Origin of the sequence: Desulfovibrio legallii (assembly GCF_900102485.1) — a bacterium.
Taxonomy (GTDB): domain Bacteria; phylum Desulfobacterota; class Desulfovibrionia; order Desulfovibrionales; family Desulfovibrionaceae; genus Desulfovibrio; species Desulfovibrio legallii_A.
This window is the reverse complement of record NZ_FNBX01000003.1, coordinates 160,018-174,665: the sequence shown is the minus strand read 5'-3', so window position 1 is coordinate 174,665 and position 14,648 is coordinate 160,018. Positions and strand designations below refer to the sequence as shown.

10 protein-coding genes are annotated in these 14,648 nt (G+C 64.0%); 9 read left to right on the top strand and 1 reads right to left on the bottom strand.

What is annotated here, in order from left to right:
- The first annotated feature begins 215 nt into the window (after window positions 1-215).
- The 4 genes from BLS55_RS03070 to BLS55_RS03055 all read left to right on the top strand — a co-directional run bounded on the left by BLS55_RS03070 (window position 216) and on the right by BLS55_RS03055 (window position 7,608).
- Window positions 216-2,852 carry a PEP/pyruvate-binding domain-containing protein gene (locus tag BLS55_RS03070; protein WP_092152890.1) on the top strand — a complete coding sequence of 879 codons (2,637 nt, stop codon included), beginning with the start codon at window positions 216-218 and terminating at the stop codon, window positions 2,850-2,852.
- Entirely contained in the window at window positions 2,852-4,579 is a 1,728-nt protein-coding gene (locus BLS55_RS03065) for a sensor histidine kinase (protein ID WP_092152889.1), read from the top strand. Before BLS55_RS03070 ends, BLS55_RS03065 begins: the two co-directional genes overlap by 1 nt.
- Window positions 4,580-4,645: 66 nt before the next feature.
- Window positions 4,646-5,029, top strand: coding sequence for a response regulator (locus BLS55_RS03060; RefSeq protein WP_092152888.1), 384 nt, complete (start codon window positions 4,646-4,648; stop codon window positions 5,027-5,029).
- A complete protein-coding gene (locus tag BLS55_RS03055) occupies window positions 5,029-7,608 on the top strand; it encodes a PEP/pyruvate-binding domain-containing protein (protein ID WP_092152887.1) in 2,580 nt (859 codons plus the stop codon). The genes BLS55_RS03060 and BLS55_RS03055 overlap by 1 nt, the downstream gene beginning before the upstream one ends.
- A gap of 123 nt (window positions 7,609-7,731) precedes the next feature.
- On the opposite strand, the gene BLS55_RS03050 is transcribed toward BLS55_RS03055, so the two are convergent.
- Window positions 7,732-8,910 carry a hypothetical protein gene (locus tag BLS55_RS03050; protein WP_092152886.1) on the bottom strand — a complete coding sequence of 393 codons (1,179 nt, stop codon included), beginning with the start codon at window positions 8,908-8,910 and terminating at the stop codon, window positions 7,732-7,734.
- Between the two features lie 328 nt (window positions 8,911-9,238).
- On the opposite strand from BLS55_RS03050, the gene BLS55_RS03045 reads away from it, so the two are divergent.
- The 5 genes from BLS55_RS03045 (at window position 9,239) to BLS55_RS03025 (ending at window position 14,647) form a co-directional block, all read left to right on the top strand.
- Window positions 9,239-9,883, top strand: coding sequence for a GntR family transcriptional regulator (locus BLS55_RS03045; protein ID WP_092152966.1), 645 nt, complete (start codon window positions 9,239-9,241; stop codon window positions 9,881-9,883).
- Window positions 9,880-10,143 (top strand): hypothetical protein, encoded by a 264-nt coding sequence (locus BLS55_RS03040; RefSeq protein ID WP_092152885.1) that lies wholly within the window; start codon window positions 9,880-9,882, stop codon window positions 10,141-10,143. The genes BLS55_RS03045 and BLS55_RS03040 overlap by 4 nt, the downstream gene beginning before the upstream one ends.
- A gap of 10 nt (window positions 10,144-10,153) precedes the next feature.
- Window positions 10,154-11,557 (top strand): hypothetical protein, encoded by a 1,404-nt coding sequence (locus BLS55_RS03035; RefSeq protein WP_092152884.1) that lies wholly within the window; start codon window positions 10,154-10,156, stop codon window positions 11,555-11,557.
- Window positions 11,558-11,565: 8 nt separating this feature from the next.
- Entirely contained in the window at window positions 11,566-12,714 is a 1,149-nt protein-coding gene (locus tag BLS55_RS03030; RefSeq protein WP_092152883.1) for an MBL fold metallo-hydrolase, read from the top strand.
- Window positions 12,715-12,808: 94 nt separating this feature from the next.
- Window positions 12,809-14,647 carry a CobW family GTP-binding protein gene (locus BLS55_RS03025; protein ID WP_092152882.1) on the top strand — a complete coding sequence of 613 codons (1,839 nt, stop codon included), beginning with the start codon at window positions 12,809-12,811 and terminating at the stop codon, window positions 14,645-14,647.
- Window position 14,648: the final 1 nt, after the last annotated feature.

Genomic DNA, 14,648 nt, shown 5'->3' with positions numbered 1-14,648 from the left:
CCTGCTCATGGCCCGCCCCATGACGGCCCCTGGTTGCGCCCCGGCAGATCGCGCGCCCCTTTGGCCGTACAGCGCTCTTCCTTGCCGAAAAAAACTTGCGCTTTTCGGCACATGCGCTTGAAGGCCGCGGCGGCCTGTGCTAGCGTCAGAGACGCCTCCACCGCGGCCGCAGGGCCGGGGCCGGGGCCAACGCGGTATGCGCCAGGGGAGCCGCCATGTCCCTCAGCCGTTTGCTGGGCTTTTTTCTGCCTTCCGCCAAGCGCCAGGAGCGGTCCGAGCCGCGCTCTGCCGACGAGGCTGAGCGCTTTTTCGCCCTGCGGCACCATTCCTTCAAGCTCTTTCTCACGGCCTGGAACACCTTTCAGGAAACCATGGCCGATGTGGAATATACCCTTTGCTGCGACCATCCTTTTGGTCTGTACCGGGTGCGCGCCCTCTGCACCAAGGTGGCCACCCAGGTCTTTCAGTGCATTCAGCAGTTGGAGCGGCTGGACCCCGGCCCCTGCGCCGCCCTTTACGAGCGCTTCAATCAGTTGCAGAAGCTGGTGGCCGATGAGGTCTACGAGCCGGAATCCTGCCTTCTGGGGCCGCTGACCCTGCCCCTGGGCGAAGGGACGGCGGCCTTGCAGGGCGCGCTGGTGGACCCGGCCGCCCTTAGGCTGGAGGCGCTGCGGGCGCGTTTTCCCCAGGCCGTGCCGCAGGGCTTTGTCATTACCGGCGCAGGCTGCCAGCATTTTTTTCAGCACGGGGATCTGCAGAGCGAGATCAACCGTCGCATTCAGGCCGCCGGGGGGCTTGCGCCTATGCACCTCGCCAAGCTCTCCCGCCAGTTGGGCCAGCTGGTGGAATCCACGCCCTTGCCGCAAAACCTGACGAGCGCCGTTTTGCAAGAGGTGGAGCGGTTGCGCGCTCTGCCGGACGCGGATTCCCTGCAGCTTTTGCCGCGCGGCCGGGTCTGGCCGCCTGAGGCCCCGGCGGAGGAAGGCTGCGGCATGGTTCTCTGGGGGCCGCCCGTGCCCCTGGACGCGCCAGACGCGCATATTCTGGAGGCCATCCACAAAACCCTGGCCGGCAAACAGCGCGCCCAGGCCCTGGTCTACCGCCGGGCGCGCGGCCTTACCGACGGCGGGGCCGGGCTCTGCGTCACCTGCCTGGCGGTGGAAAAGGGCTGTTGGGGCGGGCTTGCGCAGTCCGCCGCGCCCCTGCGGCCGGAGAGCGCCCACGTCCATGTCTACGCCTGCGAGGGCTTGCCGCAGGAGCTGGAATATTCCGCCATGCCCGTGGATGCGGCCACAGTGACCCGCGCCGCGCCGCAACGGGTGGTGGAGCGCCGCCCGCACCGCGTGCTCCGGCCCGTGCTGGACGAGACGGCGGCCCTGCAGGCGGCCCGGTTGGCCCTGGAGGTGGAGGCGGCTGAAGGTTTGCCCCAGGCGGTCACCTGGGCGCGTACGCCTGCGGGGGAGATCCGCCTGCTCATGACCCGCCCCATGACCCGGCCCCCGGCTGCGCCCCTGCCGGAGCCCGCGCCCCCGCCGGAGCTGGACGACGCCGTGCTGCTGGAAGGGGGCTTTACGGTCAACCCCGGCAGAACCTGGGGCCCGGCTTGGACGGCCCGGCGCTGGGACGACGCCCGGCGCTTCCCCACGGGCGGCATCCTGGTGGTGCCGGACGACAATTATATGTGGGGCGCGCTTATTGACCGCATGGCCGGGCTGGTGGTGGAGCGCGGCTTTCAGGGTTCGCGGCTGGCCTCTCTAGCGCGGGAATTCGGCAAGCCCGCCGTGTTCGGCATGGCCTGGGCCACGGAGGTGGTGGAAAACGGCCAGCCCGTGACCCTCTGCGCGGATGTGCGCACGGTTTATGACGAACGGCGCGAGGCCGTGCTGCCCAATAAACCGGCGGGGAAGGACTATATGCCCGGCAGCCCGGTGTACCGCGTTCTCCAGAACGCGTCGCGCCACATCCTGCCCCTGACCCTGGAGGTGGACAGCGTGGACTTTAAGGCCGCCAACTGCGCCACTTACCACGATATTGGGCGCTATTGCCACGAGCGGGCCGTGAGCGCCATGTTCAGCCTGGGCGCGGCCAAGGCCTATGCGCCGCAAAGGGTCAAACAGCTCAGGGACAAGGTGCTCAAACAGTTCTGGGTGGTGAATCTGAGCGATGGCTTCCGTGTGACGCCTTCGGGGCCGGTTATCGACGTGGAGGACATTGCTTCCCGTCCCATGCGCGCCCTGTGGCGCGGCATGAACGCCTGGCCCTGGCAGGGGCCGCCGCCCGTGGACGGCAAGGGCTTTTTGTCCGTGCTGTTTGAAGCGACGGCCAATCCGCATCTGGACCCGGCCTCGCAAACGGCGTATTTCAGCGAAAAGAACTATTTTCTGGTCTCGCGCGATTACTGCAGCCTGCACTCGCGCTTCGGCTTTCATTTTGTGTCAGTGGAGGCGCGGCTTTCCGAGCGCGTTTCCGAAAATTATCTCAACTTCCAGCTGCGCGGCGGCGCGGCGGACATAGAGCGGCGCATGCTGCGGGTGCGTTTTGTGGCCGATATCCTGTGGGAATTCGGCCTCGCCCCCGTTTTGCACAACGACGCCGTAAGCGCCACCCTCAAAGGCTTTGAAGAGGAAGAAGGCGCGCGTCTGCTGGCCGTGGCCGGGTATATGACCATCCACACCCGGCAGCTGGACATGATCATGCAGGATGCGGCGCAGGTGGCCGCCCGGCGGGAAGAGATTCTGGAACACTGCCGGGCCCTGTACCGGGGCGAGCCCCTGGGCGGCGTCGCGGTTGACGCCGCATCCGGGAGCGCCGCGCCCCTGGCCGGGGCGCCCCGCTGCGGGGAGGAACGCTGATGTCTGTCGTGGCGGCCGCGCCCCATCGCGGATACAAAAGCATCTACCGGCGCCTGCTGGCGACCTTGCTGCTCATGGCGCTGACGCCCCTGGCGGCTCTGGGCCTGTTCTGCCTGGACCGCCTGGGGGCCATTTATGACGAAAAGATCAGCGCGGGCATTGAGGCCGTCATCAGCAGCAAGCACCGCGCCCTGGACACCTTTATGGTGGAGCGGGTGGCCCAGATCAAGACCCTTGCCTTCACCCACAGTTATGCGGAGCTGAGCGACCCCGCGCGGCTGAGCGCCATTTTCAGCGTCATGCAGGCCAACAGCCGCTCCTTTGTGGATGTGGGCATCATCGGCATGGACGGCAAACATGTGGCCTATGTGGGGCCTTTCGACCTGCGCGGGGCCAACTACGCCGAGGCCGACTGGTTTGTGGAGGTGCTGCGCAAGGGCGTGTATGTGAGCGACGTGTTTCTGGGCTACCGCCATGTGCCGCACTTCATCGTAGCCGTGCTGCGGCATGTGGGCGGGCAGAGCTTCATCCTTCGGGCCACCATTGATATGGACGCCATCGACGCGCTGCTGCGCCGGGTGTACTCCGGCCCGCACAGCGACGCCTTTATCGTCAATGCCCAGGGCGTGCTCCAGACGGATTCCCGCTACCACGGCGGCAGCATGAGCCGTTTTGACCAGCCCCTGCCGCCCGTGGGCCGGGCGGGCGTGGTCACGCGCCGCATCACCACGCCGGACGGGCAGGAGATGCTCAGCGCCATGATGCCCCTGGAATCCATGCCCTGGGTGCTGGTGGTGCTGGACGACGTGCGCGAAAGCCTGCGTCCTCTGCGCCAGCTGCGGGCGTTGATCACCTTTTTTATGATCCTGGGCGGGGCGCTGGTCTGCGTGGGGGCGGAGCTCTGCACCAGGCGCATGGTGGCTTCGCTGGAGGCGGCGGACCACCGCCAGGCCCATATCGACGCCCGCATGCTCCAGTCCAGCAAGATGGCGGCCCTGGGCAAGATGGCCGCCGGGGTGGCCCATGAGGTCAACAATCCCCTGATGCTCATTCAGGAAAACGCGGGCTGGATCCGCGATCTGCTGGAGGACGAAGACCCGGCCAAGATGCAAAATTATAAAGAAATCGCAGAAAGTACGGAAAAAATTGAGCAGCACGTCAAGCGTGCCAAGGGCATTACCCAGCGCATGCTGGGCTTCGGCAGGCGCATGAACCCCGGCCGCACGGAAATTTTGCCCAATTCCCTGCTGGACCAGGCCGTGGATATGCTCAAAACCGAGGCCGCCAGCCGCAATATTCGCATTATCAAGGAATACGACAGCCAGGTGCCCGTCATCCTTTCCGATCCGGCCCAGCTGGAGCAGGTCTGCATCAATATTATTGACAACGCCATCGACGCCATGGGCAAGAACGGCAGCCTGACCGTCCGCACCCGCCCCCACGGCGACGGGGCGCAGGTTTTGTTTACGGACACGGGGCCCGGCATGGACCCGGCCACCATGAAGCAGATTTTCGACCCCTTCTTTACAACCAAAAAAGTGGGGGAGGGCACGGGGCTGGGTCTGGCCATCTGCTTCACAATCCTGGAAAAACTGGGCGGCCGTATAGAGGTGCAGAGCACTCCCGGCGAGGGCAGCACCTTTATCGTCACCCTGCCGGCGGAGCCACCGCAGAGCCAGGCGGAGACGCCCGCCCAGGGCGAGGACGAAGACGGTATGGCCCTGTAACGCGGCGGCGTCGGGCGCGACGCGCGGCCGGAACGGCAAGAGCGGCAAACATGGCAAGGAGGCCCCATGCGCGCACTGTTTGTGGACGATGAAGTGGAATTTCTGGACCTCATGCACAAACGTCTGACCCGACGCGGCATGGAAGTGGCCACCGCGCCGGACGGGCAAGCGGCTCTGGAGACGCTGGAAGCCTCGCTGCAGCCGGGGGGCAGCCCTTTTCAGGTGGTGGTCATGGACGTGCGCATGCCCGGCATGGACGGGCTGGAAACCCTGCGCCGCATGAAGGAAAAATCCCCCGATCTGCCCGTCATCCTGCTCACCGGTCACGCCTGCATGGGGGTGGCCGTCCAGGGCCTGGACCTGGGCGCGTATGACTACATGCTCAAGCCCGTGGCGATCAGTGAGCTGATCATAAAAATGGAGGAAGCGGCCCGCTCCGCTGTACGCTGATGGCACTCGTCAACGCCCTGCGCCGCTGGCTGGGCGGCCGTCCGGCCGCGCCGGACCCGGAGGCCCTGGCCCGAGAAGAGGCGGTCAAGGCCCGCTTGCGGGAACGCTGCGCGCGCTTCCGGCGGCTGCTTTCGGCCAATAAAAGCGCCTTGGAAACCATGAGCGAGGTGGAAGATAGCCTTGCCAATCCGCGCCCTTTCGGCATGGACTATGTGCAGGCCGTCTGTACCCGCGCCGTGACGGCGGTTTTTCAGATGGTGCGGGAACTGAACGCCCTCTCCGACAACGCCTATGCCCCGGTGCAGACGGCCTTTGAGCGCATCCGCAGCCAGATGGAGACCCTGCTGGAGGAGCCGCCGCATCCCGAGGGGCCGTTGGTCCTGCCCTTGCCCATGATCCGGCTGGAAGACATGCCGCAGGTGGGCGGCAAAATGGCCAACCTGGGCGAAGTGGCGGCCCGCGCCGGTCTGGAGACGCCCGACGGCTTTGCCGTCACCGTGGCGGCCTACTACCGTTTTATGGAGTACAGCGGCCTGCGCGAGAAGCTGAACCGCCGTATCCAGACCACGGACATGCAGAGCCTGGACGCCGTGTTCAGCCTTGCCGCCGCCCTGCAGCAGGCGGTGCTGGCCGCGCCCCTGCCGCCGGAGCTGGAGCGCGCCATCACGGAACAGGTGGCGGCCATGCGGGTGCGGGCGGAGGGCGAGCTGATCCTGGCCCTGCGCAGCAGCGCCGTGGGCGAAGACGCCCTGGGCGTGACCTTTGCCGGGCAGTACCGCTCGGAGCTGAATGTGCCGCCCGAAGAAGCCTGCGACGTCTGGAAGGAAATTGTGGCCAGCAAATACGCCGTCACGGCCATGAGCTACCGCTTCCAGCACGGCATCCCGGACGACGCCGCGCCCATGAGCGTGGGCGTGCTGGCCATGGTGCCTTCGGCCGCGGGCGGCGTCGTCTACAGCCGCGACCCCGTGGCCGCCGCCAGGGGGGAGGAGCGGGTGGTGATCAACGCGGTGCCTGGCCTGGCCAAGGCCGTAGTGGACGGGGCCGCGACTCCGGATGTGTTCGCCTTCAGCCGCGAACATCCGCCGCGGCTCCTGCGCAAGGATCCGGCGGGCGAGACGCCCAGCCTGACGGACGAGCAGGCCGCGGAGCTGGCGCAAATGGCCCTGGCCCTGGAAGAATATTATGCCGAGCCGCAGGATGTGGAGTGGGCGTGCAACGCCCGCACGGGCCGCCTGACGGTATTGCAGAGCCGCCCCCTGCACGGGCTGGAGTCTGTAACGGCGGCCGCCGCCCAGCAGGAGGCGCTGCCCGAAGGGCTGACTGTGCTGGCGCAGGGCGGCGTGGCCGTAAGCCCCGGCGTGGGGCTGGGCCCGGCTGTGGTGGCGCGCAAGGAAGCGGATATGCTTTCCTTCCCCAAAGGCGGCATTCTGGTGGTGGAGCGTGCCCTGCCGCGCTGGGCGCCGCTGCTTTCGCGCGCTGCGGGCCTGGTGAGCGAAACCGGCGGCATGGCCGGGCACCTGGCTTCAGTGGCGCGGGAGTATGAGGTGCCCGCCCTGTGCGGCCTTGCCGGGGCCTGCAGCCTTCTTGCGGGCGCGGGCGAAGTGACCCTGGACGCCGGGCGCAGCGCGGTCTTTGCCGGGCTGCAGCCGCAGCTGTTGCCCGCCTGCGCGCACAAGCCCAACCTTATGGCGGGCAGCCCCGTGCATCAGCGTCTGGCGGCCCTGGCCCGGCTTATGGTGCCCCTGCGCCTACTGGATCCGGAAGCGCCGGAGTTCGCGCCGGAGTATTGCCGGAGCCTGCACGACATCACCCGCTTCTGCCACGAAAAATCCGTGGAGCTTCTGTTCAGCGAGGATGCCGGGCTGCCTGGGCAGATGGGCAAACAACTGCGGGCCGGCGTCAAGCTGCAGTACTGGCTGGTGGATATGGGCGGCGGCTTTGCCGCCCCGGTTCCCGGGCCGGTGGTGGATATCAAACAGATCGCCAGCCTGCCCATGCTGGCCCTCTGGGACGGCATGACGGCCGTGCCCTGGGCCGGGCCGCCAGCCGCCAGCGCCTCCGGCTTTATGAGCGTCATGCTGGAAAGCACCATGAAGCCGGAGCTGGAAAGCACCGCCCCCAACGCCATGGCCCAGCGCAATTTTTTCATTATCGGCAGCGGATATATGTTGCTGCAGGCCCGCTACGGCTACCATTTCTGCACGGTGGAAAGCCAGGCCGGGCCGGACGGACACGAAAATTTTGTCAGCTTCCAGTTCAAAGGCGGCGCGGCAGACAGGCAGCGGCGGCGGCTGCGCGCGGCCATGCTGGCGGATCTGCTGGAGGCGCGCGGCTTCCGCGCAGATGTTAAGGACGATTCGCTCTTTGCCGTAGCCGAAGGCGATACGGCGGAAAACGTGCTGCGCAAAACGCGGCTTCTGGGCTATCTGCTTATCCACACCCGGCAGGTGGACATGATCATGCTGGACGCAGGCCGGGCCGCGGCGCTCAAGGATAAGCTGGCCGCGGACATGGACGGCCTGGCGGCGCGCCCGCTGCCCGCGGCGGCCCAAAGCCCCAGCGGACAGCCGGGCTGACGCGCGGCCGCCCCGTGCGGCGGAGCGCAGGCGGATCCACTGCTGTTTTATAGCGGCGTTTTTCGGGGGGGGCTCCGGTAGGGCCGCCGGTGTCCTCAGGGCCTGTTGCTGCGCGGGCGCTGTTCAGGGCTTTTCTCGCCAGCGCCGGGCAAGAGCGCCGAAAGCCCCGACCACATCCGCATAGGCCGCTTCCGCATCGGCGCCAAAGGCTTTTGTTTTGCGGCTGGCCAGAATCAGCACCGCGTGCAGGCCGTGTTCCGAATAAAACGGCTTGGCAAAATAGGAACGGACTCCCTGCGGCGCAAACAAGGCCCAATCAATGGATTTGACGCTGTCCAGCGTGTCCTCCACCATGAGGGCGCTGAGGCCGAACTGCTCTATATCCTGCGCGATGGTGCCTTCATAGGCGTGCAGCATGCCCCATTCCAGGTTTTCAAAAACTTTCCCCACCCCATAAATGGCCACACGGCCGCTTCCCATCTGAATGTGCGAGAGCATGAGCCCGTCCACTTCCGGGCCGCAGTCGGCGTACAGGCGCTCCAAAGCCGGGCGCAGTTCGCCCGAACGCAGCGCCAGGGCGCTGTTGTCCGGCAGGGGCAGCGGTTTGGGGTCCACGCTGATCAACGCCGCCCGCACCACTTGCAAATCCTGGCCGCCCCAAACCGTCAGCCGTGCATGGGCGGAAAACAACCCCCGTTCGCCGTTGCCCAGCAGGAGCTTGCCGGACCATGCATCGCGTTCCACCGCCTTGCCCGCTGCGCTGAAGAACTGCGCGCGCCGTTCTTCCGGCACCACATCCTCCAGCGTCAGTTGCCGTTCGGTCTGGCCTGCGCCGATAAACAGCACCCGCGCGGCTTCATTGGCGTCGGCAAGCCGACGGCTTTTGCTGTCTACGGTAAAAACGGGATAATCCGCGTCGCCCACGCGCATGCGGAGCTGGGCGTTATAGCATTCCGATTTGTACCCGCCGGGCAGAAAGGCTTCTTTTAAAAAACCGCTGTAAATATCCTCTTCCGGTTCTGGCCAGCCCTGCAGCATCAGAGGCTTGCGGCCCTCGTCCGCCTTAAGGCGAAAGATGGCCGCTGCCGGTCGCGCCGCGTGGATCATATCCCAGAATTCCATAAGCAGTGGATAGTCCTGCTCCATAACAACCTGCTTGCGATACGCGGCGTTCTTGAGCAGCTGCGGCGCGTCAAAACCGGCGTTGCGCCATTGCGTGAACAGCTTCAGGCGTGACTCGCGCCGGCAAATGCTCCACATAAGGCCGGGAAAGCCTTTGCGCCATTGGTGAAAACGCGGCATGGGAACTCCTTGTTTGTCGGGGGCCGCGGCGAGAACCGATAGCCTGCCAGTAGAATGGAATCCGCGCCTGGGCAAGCCTTTTTTTTCTGTATTGGTATGACCAATTATATTTTATAGGTCAGTTAAGGGTAAAAATGCGGCTGTTTTTGTGAAAAAATCGTGATAGTAAGCGAATAATATTATTTTGGTCATACCATTTAATTATTTTTTATTTATTAAATTTATATTGTTATGAAATATAAATAAAAATTTGTGGAATTGTTGCAAATTGTTTTGTCAAGGACAATATGGAGCTGACACGGCACGCATGTTTGGCCTGGAGGAATCCATGAGCACGCCGGTAAACGCGGAAAAACTTTTGGAGCAGGCCCTGCTGCAAGGGCGATGGGCGTTGTTTGCGCGTCTGCCCGCAGAACGGCATCTGGCTGAAGAGCTGGGCATCAGCAGAGCCACGTTGCGCACGGCCCTACACGCCCTGGTGGGCCGCGGCATTCTCGAAACCCGGCGCAACAGCGGCACTTTTGTGCGGTCCCTGCCTTGCGCCCCGCAAACCTCCGGCCCGGACGACAGCCTGCACGCCATGCGCATCATTATGCCCCCGTTGTTATCAGCCGTGGCCGGTTCGTTTGCGCCTTCGGTCATGCTGACGCTTGAGCGGTTGCTGCCTTCAGTGGGCATGGCGCTGCACGGTGGCGATATGCGTCTTCTGGCCCGCCACCATCTGCATTTTTTTTCCACGCTGCTGCAGGCCGTGCCCAATGCCCGTCTGGCCCAGGCCGGAGCTTGCACCTTGCCCGACGAGCACACCCTGACCCGTCTGCTTGAGGGCTGCAGTCAGGCTCAATTGGAGGAACTTTTCAAGCACCTGGCCCGCACGCTGCACGGGCTGCGTCATGCTGACCCGCAGGCCAGCGTGGCCGCGGTGACGGCATACGTCTCCTGCCTTTTGCAATACCGGGAGGAGAGCCGATGAACCGGCGCGATTTTTTACGAGGGAACTGGCGGGGGCGCTTTCCCCGCATGCAGGGCTATGCCGCGGCGGCGCAGGAGGCGGCCGGAGGGGAGGCGCAGCCTCTGCCCCCGGACTTTACCCCGGCGCTGTTGCGTCTGGAGGGGCGGCGTCTTGGGCTGCCCGTGGACAGGATGAGCGAAGAGGCATTGGTTAACGCCGTTGCGCTGGCCATGCGCGCCGGAACGCGCGCGCCTGCGGCAACAGTAACCCCGCAAGCATGAGGAGGTTTCAATGGCTGACCATGACATTCCGTATCTTGAAGAGCGCAAGCTCATCAAGCGCTGGCGAGGGCCTTGGCCGATGCTGGCCAACATGGCAGTGACGCTTTTTATTTTTGCCGTCACCTGGTGGGTGTTTCAGGATCCGCGCGGCATCATGCGCTTTTACACGCCCTATGTGGGATACAATTATTGCCGCTGGTGGCTGATCATCCTTATCTGGATGGCGTATATTTTTGATTTTTGGCCGTTCAAACGGGAATGGATCCGCAATGCGCACCCGTTGCAGAAAGGGCTGGTGCTCTCTCTGGTTTCCGTCGGCATCATGATCACAATGATTCATGGCTTTTTTGAAGGCATCCTTGGCAATTTTGCCTTTGCGTATTTTAATCCGCATCAGCTGCAGAAGCTGCCGGGGCTTACCGAGTTTTACTCCACGGAGTATGCGGCCCAGGCTTGTATGATGTTTGCGGTTATCGCCTCGTGGATCAGTCCGGCCTGGATCGTGGCGCTGGAGGGCCATCCCTGGCAGAACGAACGCCAGCCGGTCAAGGGCTTCAGCATCTGGCTTGGCACCTTCTGCCTCAGTCTGGTCATTTATTTCATGACCATGCACAACCATATGGGCATTCTGTACTACCCCTGGCAGTACTTTACGGCCATCACCCCACCGTACTGGGAAGAATTCGCGCAGACGGTTTCGGCCAACTTCCATGTGGCCTGGATCATGTGCTGCACCGTGGTGGTCTGGTTTATGGAAGGCATTTGGGAGCGCTATCCCTTCTGCCTGATCAAAACGCCGTGGCTGCGGCGTTGTGCGCTCTTTTTCGGCATCATCGCCATCTCCGTCTCTTTGTGCTTCTTCTTCTGGTACATGCAGGAACTCGTGTGGGGCGACGCTATCCGCGGGCACCGGCGCGACGCCGCTCCGGACTGGCGCTGGCTGCATGTGGGCGAAACGGCCATTTTTTTCCTGGTGCCTGCGCTGTTTCTGCAGTTTTACTGCGGCAACTGGCCCAACAAGTTCAGCACGCCCGTCAATGTGCTCATCCGCACGGGCCTTGTGGCCCTGGGCGGCATTGCCATCTACTGCCTGTACTATAAGTATGCCCATTTTGTGCTCGGCACCCAGAAGGGCTTTTCCCACCCGCAGCAATTTCCCATGATCCCAACGATCTGGCTGATAGACATCTGGCTGATCAACTGGTGGTTCATGGACGGCTGGCCCGGCTGGAAGCGTGAATTCCGCAGCAGTGAGGAAGTCCGCGCCGACGAGCATGCCTTTGCCGTCAAAAGCGCCTGGAGCCCGGCTATGACGCCTGGTTTGCTGGCCGGCATCGTCATCGGCGTTATCGTCTACTTTGCCATTGTGGCCGTGTTGCCCTGGTGCAGCGCTCACTTCACCCTTGTGCAGTAGGGGGTTCCATGAACAGACGTGAATTTATCAAAGGCGCGGCATTGGGCGTGGGCGTGGGTGCCATAGGCGCTATGGGCGTGTACTCTTATTCCCCCATGCGGCGGGCTTTCCTCAAGGACGTCAAACGCGGCGAGACCAACATCGGTCTGTGCAAATCAGTGAAGGTTACTAATATCTCAGAAACGAGCTGGTTCGACAACGGCATCTTCATGCAGGACGTCACAGGTGCGGGCGGGTTGCTGGTGGATCAATACACCTTCAATTGGGCTCCTTTCGGCAACGGCAAAGGCATAGGCAAGGGCAGTTATGAAGAGGGCATGAAGAAAATCAGACACCTTCTGCCCCACAAACTTGACGAAGCCTGGGACATAGCCAAGGAAAACAGCGTCCATGCCGACAATGCCGGCGGGTTTTCCTGCCTGGTGGAAATTGAGGATCTGGAAGGCAAGGTCACCAAATACCTGTTTGATACGGGCTGGAACTACCAGTGGATGGATACCTGCTACAAGCGGGAAGGCATCGACACGATGCTGGCCAACAATGAAATTGCGGCCATGATTCAGACTCATGAGCACATGGACCACTACTTCGGTCTGCCGGCCGTCACCAAATATAACCCTAATATCCATATCTACACGCCCAACACCTTTTACCCCAACGGCAAACAGTACCTCAAAGACTGCGGCCACCGCGGCAAGTGGACCGAGGTTCCCAAGGGCCTCTATAAGCTGCAGGAAGGCGTTGCGCTGTATGACTTTGACTGCCCCATTATCTTTAAAGTCTTTGGGGAAATGTCCATGTACTGCAACGTCAAGGATGTGGGGCTGGTCAGCATTACAGGGTGCTGCCATCAGGGCATCATCTTGTTCGCTGACACGGCTTACAAGACGATTGCTTATGAAAAAGACCAGTTTTATGGCCTCTATGGCGGCCTGCACATCTCGCCTTTTGACGACTGGGATCCCAAGTACGACGATCTGGTCATCGGCCTTAAAAAATGGGATTTGCAAAAGGTGGGCTGCAACCACTGCACGGGCCTCATAACAGCCCAGAAGTTTGTGGATGCGGGCTATCCCGTGGTCAAGGGCACAGCGCGGTTCCGCTCCAAGACCACCAACTACCTCGGCAACGGCGACGTGATCAAATTCCCTGCCTGACAGGCGTCCGGGGCGCGGAGAAGCCTCCCCGCGCCCCGGACGTTCTGTACGCTGGAAACGTCGCCGCACATCAGCAGCCCCAGGGAGGTCCGCCATGCGCCTTGCCGCCTTGCTGCCCCGCCAGCTCGCGCCCGAAAACGGGCCGGAAAGCCCTACCATCATGAATTGCCTGCTGGCCGGCGTGCATCTGGAGCGCCGCCGGGCGCGAGCCCTGGGCTGGCGCGGCGTGCGCGCATCGGGCGGCGGGCCGCCCGCCTGGACCTGCCGTGTGGCGGGCGCGCCCCATGTGTATGGCCTGGCGTTTTGTGAAGAACGTTGTGAAGACGGGGCTCTCCACGGCAGGTTCACATGTTATGTCTTTCCGAAGGCCGCAGATCCCGTACTGGATATTTTCCCGCTCCAGGCTCTGGCCGTGGCTCTGGGGCCGGACTATGGGGCCGCCGTGCGCGATCTTTCGCTGTACGTCCCGGCTTTGAAGGCCTTCCGCCTGGGGCATGTGGGGCTGACGGCGGCCTTGGACGGGAGCAGCCTTATCCTGACGCTTGCCGCTCCGGCTCGGCAGCGTAGCATATCCACAAGCGGCGTTGCCGCGCCTGCCGGCATTGCGGGCGAGGAAGCGGCCTGGATTGTGCCTCCCGGCGGGCTGGAATGCGACGTGCCAGCCTTCCGGCTGCTGCTGCGTCCTTTTGCGGCTTTGGCGGGCACGGCGGCCGCCCTGCTGGGCGAGGAGGCGCGCCTGCGGCTCCTCGTGGCCCGGCAGGATCCCTTTGCGCAGGGGGATGCCCCCGGCGACGCGGCTTCGGCGTCGGAAGGGGCCTGGCTTATGCTGCGGGCCGCCTTGGGCCAAGACAGGGCGCACCCGCCGCAGGCAAGCGCCTGCGGGGCCGCAGACGGCGCGTCGGCTGCCGTTCTGGCAAGAAGCAAGGCCCTGTGCCGTCTGCCCGGGCGGTATCGGCCGCGTGGGGATGCGGGGAGCGCCTTGCCGGTCATGCATGTGCTTACGGGCTTTCTCGGCGCGGGCAAGACCACTTTTTTGCGGCGCTGGCTCGATTATCTGAACGGACGCGAGCAGTTCGCCGCCGTCATTCAGAACGAACTGGGCAGCATAGGACTGGACGCCGCCCTCACCAGGGGCGAAACTCATGTGGAGGCCCTGGACGCGGGCTGTGTATGCTGCACCCTGGCGGACAGCCTGCGCCCCGGCCTGCAACGGCTGCTGGATGCGGCGCCGGCGGAGCAGGTTATTCTGGAAACCACCGGTGTGGCCAACCCCGCCAATGTGCTGGCCGCCCTGGCGGAGCTGGACGATCTGGTCCGTCCCGGACTGGTCGTCACAGTGGCCGACGCCCTGGCCTGGGATGAAAACGGGGATGGAGTACGCCTGGCCCAAGTAACGCAGGCCGACGTCATCATCGCCAACAAGGCCGATGCGGTATCGCCGGAAAGGCTTGAGGCAGTGCTGGCCGACCTGCGCAGGCGCAACCCCCAGGCCGTCATCCTCCCCGCCGTGGAGGGGAATATTGCCTTCGCCGTGCTGGATTCCCTGTATGCTGGCTGGCTGGACGAGCGGGGGCGGCCGCCTTCCCGCACGCCGCGCCTTGAACCCATATGCGCGGCCAGAGCGACAACGCACGGGGATGAAGGCATAACCGCATTCTCTCGCCCCATGACCGGGCCGGTCAGTGAAGACGCCCTGCGGCGGCTGCTGGCCGAGGCCGGGCCGGGCCTGCAGCGGGCCAAGGGCATTGTGGATCTGCGCGTTGCCGGCGGCGCGCGTCCGGCTGTGGTGCAGTACGCCGCCGGGCGCCTGGAGTTTGAAATTGCGCCCGATGACGCGCCGGAACGCTATCTGGTTTTTATCGGCGTGGATCTGAACCCTGCGTTGCGTGGCGGGGGCGTACTGTCGGCTGGGGCGGGAGCCGCAAGGAGGTAAC

Coding starts and splice junctions, on each gene's coding strand:
- BLS55_RS03070 (WP_092152890.1), top strand. CDS start 216: ATGTCCCTCAGCCGTTTGCTGGGCTTTTTTCTGCCTTCCGCCAAGCGC.
- BLS55_RS03065 (WP_092152889.1), top strand. CDS start 2,852: ATGTCTGTCGTGGCGGCCGCGCCCCATCGCGGATACAAAAGCATCTAC.
- BLS55_RS03060 (WP_092152888.1), top strand. CDS start 4,646: ATGCGCGCACTGTTTGTGGACGATGAAGTGGAATTTCTGGACCTCATG.
- BLS55_RS03055 (WP_092152887.1), top strand. CDS start 5,029: ATGGCACTCGTCAACGCCCTGCGCCGCTGGCTGGGCGGCCGTCCGGCC.
- BLS55_RS03050 (WP_092152886.1), bottom strand. CDS start 8,910: ATGCCGCGTTTTCACCAATGGCGCAAAGGCTTTCCCGGCCTTATGTGG.
- BLS55_RS03045 (WP_092152966.1), top strand. CDS start 9,239: ATGAGCACGCCGGTAAACGCGGAAAAACTTTTGGAGCAGGCCCTGCTG.
- BLS55_RS03040 (WP_092152885.1), top strand. CDS start 9,880: ATGAACCGGCGCGATTTTTTACGAGGGAACTGGCGGGGGCGCTTTCCC.
- BLS55_RS03035 (WP_092152884.1), top strand. CDS start 10,154: ATGGCTGACCATGACATTCCGTATCTTGAAGAGCGCAAGCTCATCAAG.
- BLS55_RS03030 (WP_092152883.1), top strand. CDS start 11,566: ATGAACAGACGTGAATTTATCAAAGGCGCGGCATTGGGCGTGGGCGTG.
- BLS55_RS03025 (WP_092152882.1), top strand. CDS start 12,809: ATGCGCCTTGCCGCCTTGCTGCCCCGCCAGCTCGCGCCCGAAAACGGG.